Annotated in this window: 15 protein-coding genes; 5 read left to right on the forward strand and 10 right to left on the reverse strand. The window is 58.2% G+C overall.

What is annotated here, in order from left to right; all coding sequences use genetic code 11:
* Positions 1–200 precede the first annotated feature (200 nt).
* The gene (locus Q1K76_RS00230; RefSeq protein ID WP_300130170.1) at positions 201–3188 is read left to right on the forward strand and encodes a DEAD/DEAH box helicase; all 2988 of its coding nucleotides are present in this window, start codon (positions 201–203) and stop codon (positions 3186–3188) included.
* 102 nt (positions 3189–3290) lie between these two features.
* Here the strand turns inward: Q1K76_RS00230 and Q1K76_RS00235 are convergent, their stop codons facing one another.
* The 4 genes from Q1K76_RS00235 to metA all read right to left on the reverse strand — a co-directional run bounded on the left by Q1K76_RS00235 (position 3291) and on the right by metA (position 8420).
* Positions 3291–3704: a hypothetical protein gene (locus Q1K76_RS00235; RefSeq protein ID WP_298663365.1), complete on the reverse strand. Its 414-nt coding sequence runs from the start codon at positions 3702–3704 to the stop codon at positions 3291–3293.
* A 30-nt stretch (positions 3705–3734) separates the two neighbouring features.
* Entirely contained in the window at positions 3735–5429 is a 1695-nt protein-coding gene (locus tag Q1K76_RS00240) for a serine protease (protein WP_300130172.1), read from the reverse strand.
* A gap of 250 nt (positions 5430–5679) precedes the next feature.
* The gene (locus Q1K76_RS00245) at positions 5680–7506 is read right to left on the reverse strand and encodes a U32 family peptidase (protein WP_300130174.1); all 1827 of its coding nucleotides are present in this window, start codon (positions 7504–7506) and stop codon (positions 5680–5682) included.
* Positions 7503–8420 (reverse strand): homoserine O-succinyltransferase, encoded by a 918-nt coding sequence (metA, locus tag Q1K76_RS00250; protein WP_300130176.1) that lies wholly within the window; start codon positions 8418–8420, stop codon positions 7503–7505. Before metA ends, Q1K76_RS00245 begins: the two co-directional genes overlap by 4 nt.
* 291 nt (positions 8421–8711) lie before the next feature.
* Between metA and Q1K76_RS00255 the strand changes: the two genes are divergently transcribed.
* Positions 8712–8843, forward strand: a complete 132-nt coding sequence (locus tag Q1K76_RS00255; protein ID WP_300130178.1) for a hypothetical protein — start codon at positions 8712–8714, stop codon at positions 8841–8843.
* A 118-nt stretch (positions 8844–8961) separates the two neighbouring features.
* Here the strand turns inward: Q1K76_RS00255 and Q1K76_RS00260 are convergent, their stop codons facing one another.
* Together Q1K76_RS00260 and Q1K76_RS00265 are read right to left on the reverse strand one after the other, a co-directional pair.
* Entirely contained in the window at positions 8962–9255 is a 294-nt protein-coding gene (locus Q1K76_RS00260) for a Dabb family protein (RefSeq protein ID WP_300130181.1), read from the reverse strand.
* A 15-nt stretch (positions 9256–9270) separates the two neighbouring features.
* A complete protein-coding gene (locus Q1K76_RS00265; protein ID WP_087408200.1) occupies positions 9271–10887 on the reverse strand; it encodes an ATP-binding cassette domain-containing protein in 1617 nt (538 codons plus the stop codon).
* Positions 10888–11083: 196 nt separating this feature from the next.
* Here Q1K76_RS00265 and Q1K76_RS00270 point away from each other — a divergent pair, with 196 nt between their 5' ends.
* Positions 11084–12223: a PDDEXK nuclease domain-containing protein gene (locus tag Q1K76_RS00270; RefSeq protein ID WP_300130183.1), complete on the forward strand. Its 1140-nt coding sequence runs from the start codon at positions 11084–11086 to the stop codon at positions 12221–12223.
* A gap of 98 nt (positions 12224–12321) precedes the next feature.
* Positions 12322–12996: a tRNA (guanosine(37)-N1)-methyltransferase TrmD gene (trmD, locus tag Q1K76_RS00275; RefSeq protein WP_258326674.1), complete on the forward strand. Its 675-nt coding sequence runs from the start codon at positions 12322–12324 to the stop codon at positions 12994–12996.
* Here trmD and pgl read toward each other — a convergent pair.
* From pgl to gnd, 3 genes are read right to left on the reverse strand one after another with little or no spacing between them, the layout of a single operon-like run.
* Entirely contained in the window at positions 12988–13719 is a 732-nt protein-coding gene (gene pgl, locus Q1K76_RS00280; RefSeq protein WP_258326573.1) for a 6-phosphogluconolactonase, read from the reverse strand. The genes trmD and pgl overlap by 9 nt on opposite strands.
* Complete coding sequence (zwf, locus tag Q1K76_RS00285; protein WP_300130185.1) at positions 13716–15236, reverse strand: glucose-6-phosphate dehydrogenase; 1521 nt, start codon at positions 15234–15236, stop codon at positions 13716–13718. Before zwf ends, pgl begins: the two co-directional genes overlap by 4 nt.
* Before the next feature lie 13 nt (positions 15237–15249).
* Positions 15250–16710, reverse strand: coding sequence for a decarboxylating NADP(+)-dependent phosphogluconate dehydrogenase (gnd, locus tag Q1K76_RS00290; protein WP_298663371.1), 1461 nt, complete (start codon positions 16708–16710; stop codon positions 15250–15252).
* A 251-nt stretch (positions 16711–16961) separates the two neighbouring features.
* On the opposite strand from gnd, the gene Q1K76_RS00295 reads away from it, so the two are divergent.
* Positions 16962–18467, forward strand: a complete 1506-nt coding sequence (locus tag Q1K76_RS00295; RefSeq protein WP_300130187.1) for a potassium/proton antiporter — start codon at positions 16962–16964, stop codon at positions 18465–18467.
* Between the two features lie 127 nt (positions 18468–18594).
* On the opposite strand, the gene Q1K76_RS00300 is transcribed toward Q1K76_RS00295, so the two are convergent.
* Entirely contained in the window at positions 18595–20037 is a 1443-nt protein-coding gene (locus tag Q1K76_RS00300; RefSeq protein ID WP_300130190.1) for a SusD/RagB family nutrient-binding outer membrane lipoprotein, read from the reverse strand.
* Between the last annotated feature and the right edge of the window lie 4 nt (positions 20038–20041).

Genomic DNA, 20041 nt, shown 5'->3' on the forward strand with positions numbered 1-20041 from the left:
AAAATGGCATTAAAATAGGGTTCGGAAGATGAAAAAATACAATGCCCCGGTTGAGCCATTGTATTGAGTCGTGACGTTGTAGCTGCTTGGACTCTCTGGTGAAGCTGTCGTTCGAAATTTTCTGTACAAATCCCTTCCCGTTTATTTGGGCTGCTGGCGGCGATTGGGTATTTTTGTAGGGAGAAAAGCGAGGAATAGCGATGAATCACCCCGAGAGAGAAGCGTATGAATTTGACCCGTTGCGCCGCATCGGGGCCGAAGTGATAGCGGTAGGCGAGGAGGGGTTGCGGGTGCGCCTCGACGAGCCGGACCTGCCGGCCGAGATGCGGGTGCTTGTGCACCGGGCCGGGGTGAACGGCGAGTTTGACGAGACGTTGCGTCTGGTCGAGCCGGGCTCGCGGTTGAATCTGGTCGATGTGGCGGTGGTCGACGATGCGCTGCTGCCGCACTATCTGGTTTTGGAGCCCGACTACCTGGTCGATGTGAGTGCTCTGGCCGAGTGTGTGCAGGAGTATGGGGCGGGGTGGCAACGCTACTTCTGGAACCGTATCCGGCCCAAGGCGGTGACCGACTCGATACTGCTGGGTAACTCGGTGAACCTGATGTTCGACGAGCTGGTGACGGCCGACGATTGCCGGGCGGTTACCTTCGAGTTGCTGATGCCCAAGTTGTTCGCCCGCTATCCTACCGAATTTGCCGCTACCCAGTCGATAGACCGCTCGTTTTTCCAGACCCTTCGCCAGCAGTTCGACACGTTGCAGCTACTCATGGAGCATGTGTTGCCGGCCCAGTCGATAGACCGCCGGCGGGCCATGGTCGAGCCTGCATTTGTGTGCGAGGCGCTGGGGTTGCAGGGGCGTCTCGACTTTCTGCAGCGCGAGGGCGGGCTGTGCGGCATCGAGTTGAAGGCGGGGCGTCCGCCCTTCCCCGAGGAGAACTGTACGAAGATAGCCCCGCCGCACCGGGCCCAGTCGGTGCTCTACCAGTTGATGATGCAGAGTGTGCTGGGGGTGCGCCTCGACGAGCAGCGGTTCTACCTGCTCTATGCCCGCAGCCGTTACCCCGACGGGTTGTTGCGGCCGGTGGTGGCTACGCCCGACGAACTGCGCGCCCTCGTCAATCTGCGTAACAAGATTGTGGCGGCCGAGCGCGATGTGGCCCGTTACGGGGCCTCGCAGGCCGAGTGGCTCACCAGCCAGTTGAGTGTGGAGAATCTGATTCCCTTTCCCAGCCGGTTTACCGACCGCTACATCCGCCCCGAGATTCAGCAGGGACGTGCCCGCCTCGAGCGCCGTCCCGACAATCTGCTGGCCCTGAGTTATTTCTACCGGTTCTATGCCTTTGTGGCGCGCGAGCACTACCTGTCGAAGGTGGGGTATGCCTCGGGTTCGGGCATCTCGGGGGCTGCTTCGCTGTGGCGCATGTCGCGCAGCGAGAAGGAGCAGGAGGGGTATATGTTCACCGGGTTGAGGCTGGTGCGCAACGATGCGGCGGCCGAGACTCCCGAGGTGGAGTTTGCCCTCTCGGGCGAGCGGTTGCTACCCGATTTCAGGGAGGGCGATATTGTGCTCTTCTACCGATGTGATGGTGAGGCCGACCAGGTGTCGACCTGCCAGATATTCAAGGCGACCGTGGCCACGCTTTCGCCCGAACGCATCGTGCTGCGGCTGCGCGACAGTCAGCTCTTTGCCGGGGCCCTGCCGGCCGAGTCGCTCTATGCCATCGAGCACGACTATGTCGACTCCTCGTTTACTACCCAGTACAAGGGCCTCTATACGCTGCTGGGGGCCTCGCCGCACCGGCGCGGGCTGCTCACGGGCGATGCCAACGAAAAGCCGCAGCGCAACGAGTTGCGCCGGCTGACCTACGATTACGACAATCCGCACCTGGCGCGCATCCTCACCCGGGCGGTGCAGGCCGACGACTACTTTCTGCTGGTGGGGCCGCCGGGCACGGGCAAGACCTCGATGGCCCTGCGCCACATGGTGCGGGAGTTCATGGCCATACCCGACTGCCAGATATTGCTGATGGCCTATACCAACCGGGCGGTCGACGAGATTTGCGACAAACTCGACTCGATTGCCGAGGTGGACGACTACATACGGGTGGGGCAAACCCTCTCGTGCGATGCGGCCTATCGGTCGCACCTCTTATCGGAGCGTATGAAGTTGTGCCGGAACCGCGAGGAGGTGAGCCGTACCATCGGTGAGTGCCGCATCTTCGTGGCCACGCTGTCGTCGCTCTCGAGCAAGACCGAACTCTTCAGCCTCAAGCGGTTCGATGTGGCCATCGTCGACGAGGCTTCGCAGATACTCGAGCCCCAGCTTGTGGGGGTGCTCTCGGCCGCTACGCCTACGGGGCGCGATGCCATAGGCAAGTTTATTCTCATCGGCGACCACAAGCAGCTACCCGCCATCGTGGTGGAGCCGCCCGAGGAGTCGGCCGTCACCGACAGCCGTTTGCGGGCCGCCGGCTTCACCGATTGCCGGGTGTCGCTCTTCGAACGCCTCTACCGCTCGTTGCCCGAGGGGTCGCCCTTTGCCGACATGCTCGATTGCCAGTGGCGCATGCACCCCGACATTGCCTCCTTTGCCAACCGCTATTTCTATCACGGCCTGCTGCACAACGGTACGGCCGACCATCAGGTCTCGCCGCTGCCGTTTACCCGCAGGGGCGACGATGAGTGGGAGCAGCTCGTGGCCACGCGGCGATTGGCTTTCCTGCCCACCGCTACGGTGTATGCCGGCAAGAAATACAACGACGAGGAGGCCCGCAAGGTGGCCCAAATCGTGCATGCCCTCTATCGGCTATATGGCCGCAACGGACTCGAGTTCGGTCGCCAGTCGGTCGGTATCATCACCCCGTACCGGCACCAGATAGCCCGTATCCGTCAGGAGCTCGACCGGTTGCAGGTGGCGGCATTCGACGCGATACGCATCGATACGGTTGAGCGGTTCCAGGGGTCGCAGAGCGATTGCATCGTCTACTCGTTTTCGGTGAACGACGAGCGGCAGCTCGAGTGGCTGCCCAGCTACACCGAGGAGGCGGGCCAGCTCATCGACCGCAAGCTGAATGTGGCCCTCACCCGGGCCCGGTGCCAACTCTTCGTGTTGGGCAACAGCGCGTTGCTGTCCCGCAATCCGCTATACCGGCAGTTGGTGGAGTTTCTGGAGCAAGAGCACGATTAGACAGAAAACAGGACTCTCACCCCGAAGCGGGGGAGACAGAGATAAAAAAACAGCCCGACGGACACATGGTCTGCCGGGCTGTCTTATGGGGTGAGGTTTATATTATTGTATTGGGTTGGCGCTGAGACTCAAGGCCAGTGTGGATCCCACATACGAGATGCTCGCCGTCAGGTCATACTCGGCAGTTGTCTTTTTATAGATGCCATATCCGCCTTCGTCTACGAATCCGGCAGCCTCCAGTTTGGCGCAATAGTTGGTTTTAACCGACTCTTCGCACTCATAGTCCATGATGATGTATTGCAACATTCCCATCGTCTCGCTGTACCGGTGGTTGTCCAGTTCACCCTCGTAAGCCGGGAAGTTGGCCAGAAACGGATAGTTGGCCACCTCCGACTCCCAAGTCGTTTCGGATAGTTGGCCACCCAGATTCTTGTCGTCGTCTTTACTCTTGTCGTCGCAGCCGATTACTGCCAGCATCAGCAGCAACAGCGGACATAGCCATAAAATCTTTTTCATGTTTCTATCTATTTTGGTGTATGTGATTCGTTAAAAACTGATACCTATCGAGCAGGCCAGACCCGAAAGAGTCTTCGACTTCATGCGGTATTCCTGGTCGTCAAACGGTTTCATCTTCTTGCCCAGATAGCCCAGGTTGATGAATACGTAGTTTTGATACCCGAACTTGTAGGCTACCTCTACACCGGCGCCGAATCCGTAGTCGATGCCGGTCAGGTCGGAGCCGAGATAGAGACCGCCCAGCACCTTGGCGTAGGGTACGAGGTAGATGGGACCGCACTTGACGGGCAGTTGTCCGCCCAGGTTGAAATCGATGTCGAATACATTCTGGGTACCGGGTTTGATCACTTCGTTCAAATCTTCCCACTCCGTCTTCTCGGTGTTGATTTTCAGGAGCGACCCCGTAATCTCGTAGGTTACGAAGGTGAGTATGGTACGCTTGAAGGCCAGGCTGTATGACAGGTCGAATGCGTTGTTAAGCGGGGAGATGAGGCCCAGATAGACCGACGTACCGAAGCCGTAGCTCTTGGAGATGCCGTTGGGCTCGATGTTGCTGGCCTTCACATTCTCGGCATCGACCAGCCGCCAGCGCCCCTGCTCCATCATCCATTGGGTAGAGATGCTTTTGTTGCCTGCGGTGTAGACCACCTCGGCCTTCCGGGCGAGGGTATCGAGGCCGGCTACCGTAGAGAAGGTGTAATTCTTGCCTGAGAACTGGCGGCAGATGATGTCGGCCAGTCCGATGCGGATACCTTCGAGCGGACTCCCTTGCTCGAAGCACGATTCCATGGCGTCGGTCGCGGCGTCGGAGGCGGCGATGACCAGGTCGTAGAAGGTGTCGGCCGAGATGTTCGATACATATTGATACGAAACGAAGGGCATCATGGCCTGGTAGGACGATTGGGCGGCCCGGAGCATCCCGGTGGCCCGTTTCGAAACCTCGTCGCGGGTGAGCAGGAGCTGGGTATTGCTCGGGTAGTTTTGCAGCAGGTCGTCGATGGCACGTGCCGGTATGGCGAAGTTGGTGTTTTCGCGGCCGGCGGCTTTCCAGGTGTTGATACCAATCACGGCGTAACCGGTGGCAGCCTGTTCGTCACGGATGAGCAGTGGCCCGCCCGAGCTACCGGCATCGACCTGCGCCGTGTGTTGTATCAAGGGGAGCTCTTTGCTGTTGGTCAACGACTTGATGAGGGCATTGGCATTCGACACGATGCCTTGTCCGAACTGCCACGAGGGGCGGTCTTCCAAGGCCGGGAAGCCGGCCGTGAATACGGTTGTGCCGTCGGTTATGCTCTGGTCGGTAGTCTCGAGGGCAGGCACGTTGGCTCCTTCGGGTAGGGCGATAAAGGCCAGGTCGAAGTCGTCGTGTACGCCTACTACCGGGCACGCGTCGAATCGCTTGGTGCTGTTGTCGGGCAGTGAAAACTCGATGTCGACCCGGTCGGCCTGTTCCACCACGTGGCGGTTAGTGATGATGTACAACCGGTTGTTGTGTTTGTCGCGGTAGGCAAAACCGGTACCGAACGAGCCCTTCCCGTAGTTCTGGAGTACGTCGGCTGCCGCATGGAACCCGTCGCCGCGAAGCGATTTGCTGAAGTCGGCCAGGAAGGTTTGTGTGGTTTCACTGAGTTTGGGGCGTACGATGGCCACCGTTTCGCGCAGGTTTTGAGCCGATGCGGCAAATGCCAAAATCAACGACAAAAAAGTCAAAAACTGTTTTTTCATAGAAGTGTGTTCTTGATGGTGGTAAGAAGATTTTTACAAAGATATGAATTTCTGGCTGATAAAAAAAGACTTTATCCCGATAGATTGTGTTTTTATAATATTAAGTCTGGGCTAAAGATGAAAGTGGGCATGTGGTAAAAAATCTGAAAAAGGAGGAAAGCACGACGGCCTGTCTCTGGATGAGACAAGCTGCCGTGTTATATATGGTTTATTATGAGGCGGTTGTCTGGGTTCGAGCAGGGGCGAATACCTATTTTGCCTCTCGCTGTATGGTCATCTGGCACGCCTGGCAGTCGAAGTGCAGGGCCAGTCGTTCGCCCTTGTAGAGCAGGGTGAGCGGTTCGGGCAACTCCTTGCCGGCGGGAGTCTTCCTGCAATATCCCAGCATGTAGCGGATGCAGTGGCGCGTGAACATGAGGGGTACCCCTTCGACGGGTTTCGTCTCGAAAGCGGGTGCTATGCTCGTGACGCCGTGGTCGCGGTAGAACTGCTCGGCCAGGTGGTTCGACACGTTGCCCAGGTAGTTGATGGCGTTTTGCGGGAATCGGGCCGTGAGCTCCTCGGGCCGACGGCGTTCGGGTCGGCAGGCGATGCGGCGGGCGCGGTCGAGCCATTCGACGCCCCGTTGCCGCAGTTTCGACAGGGTAGAGGCGGGGATGAAGAGGCTCTCGTCGAGGGCGATGTCGATGCGTGTGGCAGTGTAGACGGAGGTGCCCAGTTTGCCCAGTTGTTTCTGTTGCGTCTCCTGCTGCGGGGTGCGGGCCGGTTGGTGCTGCGCCTCTTCGCGTACGGTCACCGAGAGTCCGTTCTCGTCGGTGAGGGTGAGGGCAAAACCGTCGGGCACGGTATAGAGTCGCATGGTTACCCCGATGCGGCGGTCGGCCGTGGGGCGGGCAAGCTGTTTCTCAAATTCGAAATCGAGGTTGCGATAGAGTACCGTGCGGGGTGCGATGTCGATGCGCGAGGCGGGGTAGATGCGGTTCCCTTCGGCCCGGTTGACCCGTACTCCTTCGAACTCGCCCCGGCTGTTGACGAAGCAGAGCCCGTCGCCGTTGTGCAACGAGGTGGTCCCGGCCACGACAAACGAGTTGCGGTCGGTCTGTTTTACCTGGCCTACACGTTCGCCCAGCGACTTGGGGGTGTCGGGCGAGGCGATGGGGGCGGCGGTGCGTCCGTCGAGAAAGTAGTGGGTAAAGCCCCGGTTGAAACTCTTTTCGAGCCGGGGGGTAAAGTCGATAATCGAGCTGCCGGTCGAGGAGCGGCGGTACTCGGGCCGCCGCTCGAAGATGCGGTCGAGCGTCTGCCGGTAGTAGGCGGTGCAGTTTTTCACGTAGGCCATCTCCTTGAGCCGTCCCTCGATCTTGAGCGAGGTGACGCCGGCATCGAGCAACTCTTCGAGGCGGTCGCTCTGATTGAGGTCGCGCAGCGAGAGCAGGTGCTTGTCGCGGGCTACGATGTGGCCGCGGCCGTCGACGAGCGTGTAGGGCAACCGGCAATACTGGGCACACTCGCCCCGATTGGCACTGCGGCCGCACAGGGCCTGGCTCAGGTAGCACTGCCCGCTGTAACTTACACAGAGGGCCCCGTGTACAAATACCTCGAGCGGAACCTGCACCGTAGCGCTGATGGCTCGTATCTCGTCGAGCGAGAGCTCCCGGGCCAGTACCACCTGCGAGAATCCGCACCGTTCGAGAAACTGCACCTTCTCGGGGGTGCGGTTGTCGGTCTGCGTGCTGGCATGCAGGGCAATGGGCGGAATGTCGAGCCGGGTGATGCCCATGTCCTGCACGATGAGGGCATCGACCCCGATGTGGTAGAGCTGGCGGATGAGCCGTTCGGCCTCGGCCAGTTCGTGGTCGTAGAGCAAGGTGTTGAAAGTGATGTAGATGCGGGCATCGAAACGGTGGGCAAAGTCGACGAGCCCGGCCAGGTCGTCGAGGCTGTTGCCGGCCGCGGCACGGGCTCCGAACCGGGGTGCACCTATGTAGACGGCATCGGCCCCGTGGAGGATGGCCTCTTTCCCTATCTCTGCATTTTTGGCGGGAGCCAACAGTTCTATGCGGCGAGCGTTTGTCATCGAATATCGTTCAGATTATAAGGAGTTTGTTGATATACAAAGTAGTTGAGCCAGTTGGTAAAGAGCAGATTGGCGTGTCCCCGCCAGGTGACCACGGGCGGGCTGTCGGGGTTGTCGCCGGGGTAGTAGTTGCGGGGCAGGGCGATGTCGAGCCCCTTGGCCCGGTCGCGCCGGTACTCGATGTCGAGCGTGAGGGCCGAGTATTCGGAGTGGCCCGTGATGAAGAACTCGCGACCGCCGCGTGCCATGACCATGTAGACCCCCGCCTCTTCCGACTCGGAGAGGATGGTGAGCTCGGGGTTCCGCTCGATGTCGCTGCGGCGCACCTCGGAGTAGCGGCTGTGAGGCACCTCGAAGCGGTCGTCGAAGCCGCGGAAGATGGGATTCTTCTCGTCGTGTTTGTGGTGGGTGAACACGCCGAACAGCTTGTGGGGCAGTGCATGCTTGGGTATGCCGTAGAAGTGGTAGAGCCCCGCCAGCGCCGCCCAGCAGATGTAGAGTGTGGAGGTGACGTGGGTACGGGCCCAGTCGAAAATCTCGGTCAGCTGGTTCCAGTAGTCAACCTTCTCGAAGTCGAGCCGTTCGACCGGTGCGCCGGTGATGATCATGCCGTCGTAGTTGTGGGTGCGTATCTCGCTGAAATCCTTGTAAAAGGTGTCGATATGCTCGACGGGGGTGTTGTGCGAGATGTGGCCCGAGACGTTCATCAGGTCGAGCTCGATTTGCAGCGGGGTGTTCGAGATGAGCCGCAGCAGGTCGGTCTCGGTGACGATCTTCAACGGCATCAGGTTGAGAATGAGTAGCCTGAGCGGGCGAATGTCCTGCGTGGAGGCACGCAGGTCGTCCATGACGAAAATGTTTTCGGCTTTGAGTATCTCGACAGCCGGCAGCGATGCGGGAATCTTTACGGGCATGGTTTCTCCTTTCGGTTGGTTGGCAGCTTTTCTGTCAGTACAAAAGTATAAAAAAATGGCGGGCTGATAAAATCTTTGCCGATTCGGGGATAAACTATTGAAATTTATTTTGTTAATAGTTGTATAGGTCGAGGGTTAATTGAGCGTGAAATATAAAATACATAAAAAAGCAACATATTTTTTATGTTGTACAACATGTTTTTCTCGGAAATGGTATTATCTTTGTCCTTGTAAAAAGAGTAAAGAATAAATCGTTCCCCACAACGGGTGGAGAACACAAAAGGCTGAATTATGATGAAAGAACAAATGACAGTAGAGATGCTTCGGTATCAGATAGCGAAGTATCGTGCCATCGGAAATGGCGCCATGTGCCAGGAGTTAACAGCCCTGTTGCAACAAAAACTGGCAACTGCGGTTGCCTGATTTTTAGAAAAGTTTGAGGCTCCCCACCCAGAGGTGGGTCGTATGAAATACGACGAGAGCGAAAGACCGGGTTTCCCCGATTTTCCGCTCTCGTTTTTTTATGTCGTTTCCGGCCGGGTTAGCAGGTGTAGTCGACGCAGGCGCGGTCGGCCTTGTGACCGGCCAGCAGGCCGGCGGCAGCTACATGAGCCGGGTGTTTGGCATAGGTTTCCACGTCGGCCATGCAGTCGACGGTAGCGGTGAGCACTACGTCCCAGTTCTCGGCGGGATTCTCGTTGATACCCACTTCGATGCTGCGGAGCACGTCGATAACGGCGGGCAATTCGAGCAGGGCGTTTTTGAATCGGGTGGCCACCTCTTTGCGTTCCTCGGGTGTGCCGGTGAGTTTGAAAGTGACAATGTGTTTTACCATAACCGAATATCTTGTTTATAAGTTGTACAATCGTTCGCGGGCGGCCTGCACCTTTTCGTCGGTGATGTAGTCGTCGTAGTCCATCATCTTGTCGATGATGCCGCCGGGGGTGAGCTCGATGATGCGGTTGCAGACCGTCTGGATGAACTCGTGGTCGTGCGACGAGAGCAGCACGTTGCCCTTGAAGCTCTGCAACGTGTTGTTGAAGGCCTGTATCGACTCGAGGTCGAGGTGGTTGGTGGGCGAGTCGAGTATCATGGTGTTGGCATTCTTGAGCATCATGCGGGCAATCATGCAGCGCATCTTCTCACCACCCGAGAGGACCGAAGCCTTCTTGAGCAGCTCCTCGCCCGAGAAGAGCATGCGGCCCAGGAAGCCTTTGAGGTAGAGCTCGCTGGTGTCTTCGGAGAACTGGGCCAGCCAGTCGATCAGATTCATGTCGGTGTTGAAAAACGAGCTGTTGTCGAGCGGCAGGTAGGCCGTGGTGATGGTCTGTCCCCACTCGTAGGTGCCGGCATCGGGTTTCATCTCGCCGTTGATAATCTCGAAGAGGGCAGTCATGGCACGCGGGTCGTGCGAGATGAAGGCCACCTTGTCGTCCTTCTCGATCGAGAAGTTCACATCCTTGAAGAGCAGCGTGCCCTCGATCGACTTTTCGAGCCCTTTCACCTCGAGAATCTTGTTGCCCGGCTCGCGCGAGGGGGTGAAGATGATGCCCGGGTAGCGGCGCGACGAGGGTTGAATCTCCTCGATGGTAAGTTTCTCGAGCATCTTCTTGCGACTGGTGGTCTGTTTCGATTTGGCCACGTTGGCGCTGAACCGCTGGATAAACTCGAGCAGCTCCTTGCGCTTCTCCTCGGCCTTCTTGTTCTGTTGCTGTTGCTGACGCAGGGCCAACTGGCTCGACTCGTACCAGAAACTGTAGTTACCGGCAAAGAGTTGCACCTTGCCGAAGTCGATGTCGACCGTGTGGGTGCAGACCGAGTCGAGGAAGTGACGGTCGTGCGACACCACCAGCACGGTGTTCTCGAAGTTGGCGAGGTAGTTTTCGAGCCACATCACCGTCTCGAGGTCGAGGTCGTTGGTAGGCTCGTCGAGCAGCAGGTTGTCGGGGTGGCCGAAGAGGGCCTTGGCCAGCAGCACGCGCACCTTCTCCTTACCGCTCAAGTCCTTCATCAGCATGTAGTGCTTGTCTTCCTTGATGCCCAGGCCGCTCAGCAGGGTAGCGGCGTCGCTCTCGGCGTTCCACCCCTCGAGCTCGGCAAACTTCTCTTCAAGCTCGGCGGCGCGGATGCCGTCGGCATCGCTGAAGTCGGGTTTGGCATAGAGGGCATCCTTCTCCTGCATGATGTCCCACAGCACGGTGTGGCCCATCAGCACGGTATTGATGACGGTAAACTCGTCGAAAGCAAAGTGGTCCTGACTCAAGACCGAAAGTCGTTCGCCCGGCCCCAGGGTGACGGTGCCGTGCGTGGGCTCGAGCTGGTTGCTCAAGATGCGCATAAGGGTCGATTTCCCGGCGCCGTTGGCTCCGATAATGCCGTAGCAGTTGCCCGGGGTGAACTTCAAATTAACGTCTTGGAAAAGAACTCTTTTACCAAATTGAATACCTAAGTTGTTTACCGTAATCATCTTTTACCTGTTTTTCAGGGCGCAAAGGTAGCGCTTTTTTTCGAGATATAAATCATGTTCAAGCGAATAGCTCGAAATAGGGAAGAATAAATAAGAACAGATAGTGGTCGAATCGTATATAAATGATATATTTGTAACCTCCGTTGGGGGAATGAAAAGAGTGTAAATCGAATTTTTTGAGGGCGTGCAAGCAGGTATGGAAATGAATAAATTGTCTGAGGCCAAATATGGTGAAGCCGTTCGAGCGATTAAAATTGCCATATTGCAGAGCCAATATCGGGCTGCCAAGCTCGTGAATAGGGAGCAGTTGGTTTTGTATTATGATATTGGCCGTTATATTTCTCAAAATTCTCGTAAGGAATATTGGGGGACAGGGGCTATTGCATTTATCAGTAATAGATTGCAGATGGAGCTGCCTGGGCTCCGGGGCTTTTCGGAACGTAATTTGAAGAATATGCGCACGTTTTATGAAGAGTGGCAATCATTGGATTCTAAATCGGCAGTTGTAACTGCCGATTTACCAGAGGAAGGTTGTACAGAGGATGACAGTTCCGCAGAAATTCGGCAATTACAACTGCCGAACTTCAAAGATTTTCCGGTAGAGGAATTTTTCAAAATCGGTTTTACTCATCATATAGCCATCTTGTCGCAAGTTAAGTCCATTGAAGAGCGTTATTTCTACATAAAGCTAAGTGCTCGAGAATACCTGAGTGTCGATTCATTAAAACGGTTAATACGTGAGGATGTTTATCACAAGCAAGGTGCGTTGGCCAACAACTTTATGGAAAAGTTACCGACGGCCGAATTGGCTCGCAGGGCCGTAATGACGTTCAAAGATGAGTATCTGCTTGATTTTATCAATGTGGAAGAGCTCGGCGCTCGAGACATTGAGGATATAGATGAAAGAGTTGTAGAGAATAAGATTGTTCAGAATATCAAGAATTTCATTATGACCTTTGGTCGGGACTTTGCTTTTGTGGGAAATCAGTTTCAGGTCGAAGCGTTGGGCCATACGCATGTGATAGATTTGCTCTTTTTTAATCGGGAACTTTCGGCTTTGGTGGCTGTTGAACTGAAGACAGGGCCATTCAAAACGGCGTATCTCGGTCAGTTAAACATGTATTTGCGGGTATTGGACGATTTTGTGCGTAAGCCGAATGAAAATCCTTCGATAGGTATCGTGCTATGCAAAAGTGCCGATAAAGCGTATGCCGAATATGCGATTCGGGATTACGATAAGCCTATGGGAGTTGCTACCTATAAAACGGCATCGGATATGCCCGAACGGTTGAGAAAGGCTCTGCCCGATGTAGAGGATCTCAAAAAGTTGTTGTAAGAAATATGGCTTGATTGCATCGGGTGCGAGATTGCCCTTCCCGAGTTTGCGAAACCGGGGGAAAAGGCTACCTTTGCAGACAAATTGTGAGTGTTATGATGCGCATCGATATTATCACCGTACTGCCCGAATTGTTGCAGAGCCCGTTGAACTACTCCATTCTGAAGCGGGCGCAAGATAAGAAACTGGTCGAGATTGTGGTCCACAACCTGCGGGACTATTCGCTCGACAAGCACCGCAAGGTCGACGATTATCCCTTTGGGGGCGAGGCCGGTATGGTGATGCAGATCGAGCCGGTAGACCGGGCCATCACCCAGTTGAAGAGCGAGCGGGAGTACGACGAGGTGATTTTCACCACCCCCGACGGCGAACAGTTCGACCAGCCCATGGCCAACAGCCTCTCGATGGCGGGCAACCTCATTATTCTGTGCGGCCACTACAAGGGCATCGACTACCGCATACGCGAGCACTTCATCACCAAAGAGATTTCGATAGGCGACTATGTGCTCACCGGCGGCGAGTTGGCGGCGGCCATCATGTGCGATGCCATCGTGCGGCTTATCCCCGGAGCCATCGGCGACGAGCAGTCGGCCCTCTCCGATTCGTTCCAGGACAACCTGCTGGCCCCGCCGGTCTATACGCGCCCGGCCGAGTACAAGGGGTGGCGTGTGCCCGATGTGCTGCTTTCGGGGCATCAGCGCAAAATCGATGAGTGGAAACACGAACAGTCGCTCGAGCGCACGCGTCGTCTGCGCCCCGACCTGTTAAAGTGACAGTTCCCGGCTGTGTAGTTCGATCTCGGTGAAGATAGTGGCCCGCGACGTGTGCGAGAGTATGTAGGTGGCGGGTGTCACCGTGGGTTCCTGGCGGGTAACCAGCCGGTGCAGCAGCTCTTTTTTCCGTTCCCCAACCAATGCAATGAGTATTTCGCGGGAGGCGAGTATCACCTCGCCGGTCTGCGTCACCCGGTATTGTCCGGTGACGGGTTGTTGCGATACGGCATAGAGGTCGTCCGAGCGTAGCAGGTCGGTGTCGTTGCCGAATATCGAGGCCACATGCTCGTCTTCGCCGATGCCCAGCAGGGTGCAGTCGAACCGTGGTACCCCCTCGTGGTCGGGCAGAAGCCCGGCAATGAGGCGGGCATATCGTTCGGCCTCCCGGGCGGGAGGCTCCTCGCCCCGGATGCGGTGGATGTGTTCGGGTGGTATTCCTACGGGGGTGAAAAACAGGTGATTGGCCCAATAGAAATTACTCTCCTCGCTGTCGGGCGACACACACCGCTCGTCTACCCAAAAGAAGTGCACGTTTTTCCAGCGCACGGGGTCGTTGTAGCGGCTGCGCCACAACGCAAAGAGCTGCTGTGCCGTCTCGCCGCCCGAGAGGGCCAGGTAGAAGGGTTTGCGGGTGCGGGCCGCTACCGAGACGAGCAGAGCTTCGGTGAGGGCGATGAGCGATTTGGCGGCATCGGGGTAGAATTGTACGGGGGTCGAGTTCATGGGCGACGGGTATTACAAAGGGTACAGGCATTTTCTTCGAGCAGACAGGGATCGGGCAGGATGCGGTCGACCACCTCGCGGGGTATTTTGCAGCCGGCGGGGTAGGCGATGAGGCCTTCGTCTCCGTCGCGCTCCCAGCTCTCGAGCAGCGGAGCCAGGAAGTGCCAGCTCAGCTCCAGGGCGTCGCTGCGCGAGTAGAGCAGCGAGTCGCCTCGCATGGCGTCGAGCAGCAGCCGTTCGTAGGCGCCGGGCAGGCGGGTCTCGATAAGCGACGAGTAGAAGAAGTCCATGCTCACCTGGCTCACCTCGAAGTTGGTGCCGGGTTGTTTCAGCCCGAAGCGCAGGCGGATGCTCTCGTCGGGTTGCAGGGTGATGACCAGCTGGTTGCACGAGTTGCCGCAGCACTGCCCCGGGAAGAAGGTGCGGGGCGTGTTGCGGAAGTGGATGACCACCTCCGACCGCTTCTCGGCCAGCCGTTTGCCGGTGTAGATGTAGATGGGCACGTCGGCCCAGCGCCAGTTGTCGATGTAGAGCTTGAGGGCTGCGAAGGTCTCGGTGGTCGATTGCGGGTCGACACGGGGTTCGTCGCGGTAGGCGGGTACCTTTTGACCGTCGACGGTGCCGGTCGCATATTGCCCCCGCAGGGTGTGGCGGGCGATGTCGTCGGGCGAGAGCGGCCGCAGCGAACGGAACACCTTGGCTATTTCGTCGCGAATGGCCTCGGGCTCGAAGGTGGCGGGCGGCTCCATGGCGATGAAGGCCATGATTTGCAGCAGATGGCTCTGCACCATGTCGCGCAGGGCTCCGGCCGAATCGTAGTAGAGACCGCGTTGCTCTACCCCCAGCGTCTCGGTAGCCGTGATTTCGATGTGGTCGATGTAGTTGCGGTTCCACAGCGGTTCCCAAATGCTGTTGGCAAAGCGCAGCACCAGAATGTTCTGCACCGTCTCCTTTCCCAGAAAGTGGTCGATGCGGTAGATTTCGCGCTCGGGGAAGATGGCGCAGAGCAGCCGGTCGAGCGCGCGGGCCTCGGCCTCGTTGCTGCCGTAGGGCTTCTCGATGATGATGCGTCGCCACCCCTCGGCCGACCGGTTTTGGTGCCGGGCCTCGATGGAGGAGGCGATTGTCGGATACATCACCGGCGGTGTGGCCAGATAGAAAAGCAGGTTGTCGTCGATGCCGGCGGCGTTGCGCAGTTGCTCAATCTCCCGGAACAGCGCTTCGTAGGCTTCGCCCCGGGTGGTGTCGCACACGATGTAGTAGACGCTGCGCAGGAAATCGGTCAGGTGCGGGTTGTCGATGGCATAGGTGGTGCGGTTTTGAATCATCGAGTCGAGGAGCGACTGGCGGAACTCCTCGGTATTCTGCCGGGTGCGGGCCACCCCCACGATGAGGAATTTCGCGGGGAGGAGTTTTCGCTCGAAAAGCTCGAAGAGGGCGGGGATGAGTTTGCGGTGAGTCAGGTCGCCCGAGGCGCCGAAAATCACCAGAATCTGACTGTCGGGTATTTTGTTCATAGCGGTTGTTTCGTTAATCGGGTTGGGTAGATTGGGGCGTGTGGGTCGGCTCGCGGCGGAGCCAGTCGGTGTGGAAAAGTACCCCCTCGGGGGCATCGACCCGTTCGTAGAGATGGGCCCCGAAGTAGTCGCGCTGGGCCTGTATGAGGTTGGCGGGCGACTTGGCACACCGCCAGCCGTCGAAGGCCGTAAGTGCTGCCGTCAGAGCCGGCAGGGCTACTCCGGCCGAGAGTGCCGCCCCCACCACTCGGCGCCAGGAGGGGAGGCAGAGGCTTATCTTCTCGCGGAAGTAGGGGTTGAAGAGCAGCGGTTCGTAGTGGCCGGCCTGCCGGTATACGGTGGCAATCTCGCGGAGAAAACGCGATTGGATGATGCACCCCTTGCGCCAGATGGTGGCCAGGGTCGAGAGGTTGAGGTGCCAGTCGTACTGCACGGAGGTCTGGTAGAGCAGGTCGAACCCCTGGGCATAGGCCATGATTTTGGCGGCGTAGAGGGCATGGTGCAGGTCGTCGACATCGAGGTCGAGGAGGGGAGCCGGGTCGATGTCGGGGTAGAGCCTGTGTGCCCGGGTGCGCTCTTGCGCCCGGTCGGAGAGGAAGCGGGCAAAGACCGACTGGGTGGTGACGGAGAGCGGGGTGGCGCTGTCGAGGGCCGCTTCGACGCTCCATTTGCCGGTGCCTTTCTGGCGGGCCCGGTCGGCAATGCGGTCTATCAGATAGCCGCCGTCCTCCTCCCGATAGCGCAGGATGGGGGCGGTAATGCCGATGAGGTAGCTCTCCAGCACCCCTCTGTTCCACGCCTCGAAGGTGTCGGCCATCGCCTCGTGGTCGTTTTTCAGTTTGATGCGCAGCAGCGAGTAGGTCTCGGCGATGAGTTGCATGTCGCCGTATTCGATGCCGTTGTGTACCGTCTTGACAAAGTGTCCCGAGCCGTCGGGGCCTGTCCAGGCACAGCAGGGGGTACCGTCGTCGAGTCGGGCAGCGATAGCCTGCAACAGCGGCAGCACCTCGCCGGCCACCGCTTCGTCGCCGCCCGGCATGATCGAGGGGCCGTGCAAGGCTCCCTCTTCGCCACCCGAGATGCCGCATCCTACCAGGTAGATACCCTTCTCGCGCAGCGTCTGTTGCCGACGTCGGGTGTCGCGATAGTCGGAGTTGCCGCCGTCGATGACGATGTCGCCCCGCGACAGCAGCGGGAGCAGGGCGGCGAGGGTCTCGTCGACCGGTTCGCCGGCCCGAATCATCAACAGAATTTTGCGCGGCCTCTCGAGCGACTCCACCAGCTCGGCCAGCGAATAGGTGGGGTAAAACCGTTTCGCCTCGCCCTGGCTGGCCAGAAAGCGGTCGACGACCTGCGGCGTGTGGGGGTGCAGCCGGTTGTAGAGCGACACCCGGTAGCCTTTCGACTCGAGGTTGATGGCCAGGTTCTCGCCCATGACGGCCAGTCCCACGAGACCTATATCCGATTTTTTCATATTTGACGTGTGGTTAAAATGATTGTCTATTAAACACTTCTCAAAATCTTTTGTTCAAGGAGAAAAGGGGCGCTTTTATCTCCCCGCCGGAGGGTGTGGTGTTGTAGGTCTCGCGCTTTTTATTTATCTTTGTACCACGAAGAGAGGATGCGGCTCGGCATAGTCAAAGTAAAAACTGCGATTCCCTTTGCTCTTGCTCTCGACTTTCACTATCATTTATCTTTGATCCGTTTTTTCGAAAAGAGAGTTTTATGGTTATCAGTCCCGAAAATGTTTTGTTGGTAGGAGCCGTTTTGTTGTTCCTGAGTGTGCTTGTAGGTAAAACCGGTGCCCGGTTCGGAGTGCCTGCCCTGTTGCTGTTTCTGGGGGTGGGCATGTTGGCCGGCTCCGACGGGTTCGGCATCCACTTCGACAGTGCGCCGGCGGCCCAGTTTATCGGTACGGTGGCCCTGTGTATCATCCTGTTTTCGGGCGGTATGGATACCTCGTATCGCGAGATAAAGCCGGTACTGGCCCCGGGTGTGACGCTGGCCACGCTGGGGGTGCTGATGACGACGGTCATCACGGGACTTTTCATCTATTCGCTCTCCGATTTCCTGCCCGGCGATTTCCAGCTGGGGCTGCTCGAGTCGATGTTGCTGGCGGCCGTGATGTCGTCGACCGACTCGGCTTCGGTCTTTTCGATTCTGCGGTCGAAGGGCATTTCGCTGAAAGAGCGGCTGCGCCCCACGCTCGAGTTGGAGAGCGGCAGTAACGACCCCATGGCCTATATGCTCACCCTGCTGCTTATCCAGATTATCGAAATCGGTACGGTCGACTGGGGCGATGCCATTCTGCTGCTGGTGTTGCAACTGGTTGTAGGGGCGGCATTGGGTTTCGCGCTGGGGTATGCCATCGTGTGGGTGATCAACCGCATCGACGTGCCCAACGAGTCGCTCTATCCCGTGTTGCTGCTGGCCTGTGTCTTCTTTGTCTTTGCCTTTACCAACCTGTTGCAGGGCAACGGTTATCTGGCTGTCTATATCGCCGGGTTGGTGGTGGGCAACCGCAAGTTGGTGCACAAGCGTAGTCTCACCACCTTTTTCGACGGTTTTACCTGGCTGTTCCAGATTGTGATGTTCCTCACGCTGGGGTTGCTGGTCAACCCCTCGGAGCTGCCCGCCGTGGCCGGTGTGAGTCTGCTGGTCGCCCTCTTTATGATAGTGGTTTCGCGTCCGCTCTCGGTCTTTGTGAGTCTGCTGCCTTTCCGCAAGTTCACGACCCGGGCCCGCTTCTATGTGTCGTGGGTGGGATTGCGGGGAGCCGTGCCCATCATCTTTGCCACCTATCCGCTCATGTCGGCCGAGATACCCAATGCCCGCATGATTTTCAACGTGGTCTTTTTCGTGACTATCGTCTCGCTGCTGGTGCAGGGCACCACCGTGAGTGCCATGGCCCGTTGGCTGGGACTGATTGGCAAGAGCGAGGAGAAGGAGATTTTCAACGTGGCGCTGCCCGATGAAATCAAGTCGGCCATGAGTGAGATAGAGCTGACCGAGGAGGCGTTGGCGGGCGGCAACAAGCTGCTGAACCTCTCGCTGCCCGACAATACGCTGGTGGTGATGGTGAAGCGGGGCACGCAATATTTCGTACCTAAAGGGCATACTCAGCTCGAGTCGGGCGATCGGCTGCTGGTCATCTCGGATAACGACGAGGAGCTGCGCCGCAGCTATGAGAGCCTGGGCATCAGCCGCTATACCATGCGCAAGAACCGATAAATGCCGCGGCTTGTCTCGAGGATAACCGCGATAGGATAAACGACCGGCTCCGCCCCCGGGGAGATTTCCCCGGAAGCGGAGCCGGCTGCTTTTGAAAGGTTGACAATGACAGACTTTGTTCGATTCGCTATCGGCTGCCTCCGGCCCACCACACCGGTTCGGTGGTGACGTAGTCGCCGTTGCCGTAGGCCTGGGCCACATGGTCGTTGCTCACCACGTCGCTGTTGCCGTAGGGGAGCCGCAGCGGGAAGGGCAGGGGATTGGCGAGCGGCAGGAGGTCACTCTCGCCCATGGCCAGGAGGCGCCGGTAGTCGTGGTAGGTCTCCAGCACCTCGCCCTCGTAGCAGGCCAGATACTTCTGGTTGATGATTTCGCCGAGGGGGTCGGCCTCGAAGCGGGGCAGGACGACATTCTGGAAATAGTCGTCGGCCTCACTGGCCGAGAGACCCACCTGGGCAAAGGCGGCCACCACGGCGTTGTAGAGCGAGCCGATGGCATCGCCGGTCTGGCCCAGCCGGGTTTGTGCCTCGGCCTTGACAAACTGCAACTCGTGATAGCTGAGCAGCAGGGTGGGGCGTGTAGGCGAGAGCAGGCCCGATATGCCGTAGTAGCCCTGCCGTTGCTCGGGCGCACCGTTGTGGGCGAACACCAGTTGGCCGGTACCGGGATAGGCTTTGAAGAAGAGGCTTTCGCGCGGGTCGTTCCGCTCGACGAGCTTCTGGTGCAGGCTCTCGCTGGCCCCGAAGTAGCGTCGGTTCAGGTAGAAGGCATAGAAGGGGTTGATCGACGAGCTGCCGTCGTAGGGGTAGGCCAGTTGTTCGTCGGATGAGACAAAGGAGCTGTCGGCATAGTCGATTACCTGGTCGTAGCGTGGTTCGCGGAAGGAGAGGCGGAGGGCATAGCGGGCCTTCAGACCGTAGGCCGCCTTGATCCAGAGTTCGGTCTGTCGGTCGGCATCGAGCGAGCCGTAGATGAGGTCTTGCGTCCCCACCGGAGTGAGGGTAGCCAGGTCCTCTTTCCGCAGGTTGTCGATAGCCTCGTCGAGCAGGTCGAAGACATCCTGGTAGATGGACTCCTGACTGTCGAGCTTCGGTTGGTAAACGGCACCGGGCTGCAGGGCTTCGCTCCAAGGAATATCGCCCATGAGGTCGGTGAGGGTAGCCAGGTTCAGCGCCGTGAGCACCTGAGCCATACCCAGCAGATGGTTCGAGCCCGCCTCGGCACCGCCGGCTGCGCAGCGTTCGCGGATAATCCTGAGGGCGAGCAGGTTGCGGTAGGTGGCATTCCAGGCGTTGTTGAAGGTAGCGGCCGAGTAGACCTCGGCGAGACGCATCTCGGCGTTGTACATCTGGTTGAAGATGCCCGCCTGCTGTTCCATGTAAACAGCCGTATAGAAGGCGAAGTCGCCCGAAACGACACTGACGGCCGAAGCCGTTTCGGCATCGGTGAGGAGGTAGCGGGCCGGCACCTCTTCGGGGTCGTTTTCGTTGCGGTTGAGGCGGTCCATCACGTCGTCGGTACAGGCGGTGAGCAGGCTGGCGGCGCAGAAGATATAGATGAGCTTTTTCATATCC

It is taken from the genome of uncultured Barnesiella sp. (genome assembly GCF_946496565.1).
GTDB classification, from domain to species: Bacteria; Bacteroidota; Bacteroidia; order Bacteroidales; family Barnesiellaceae; genus Barnesiella; species Barnesiella merdigallinarum.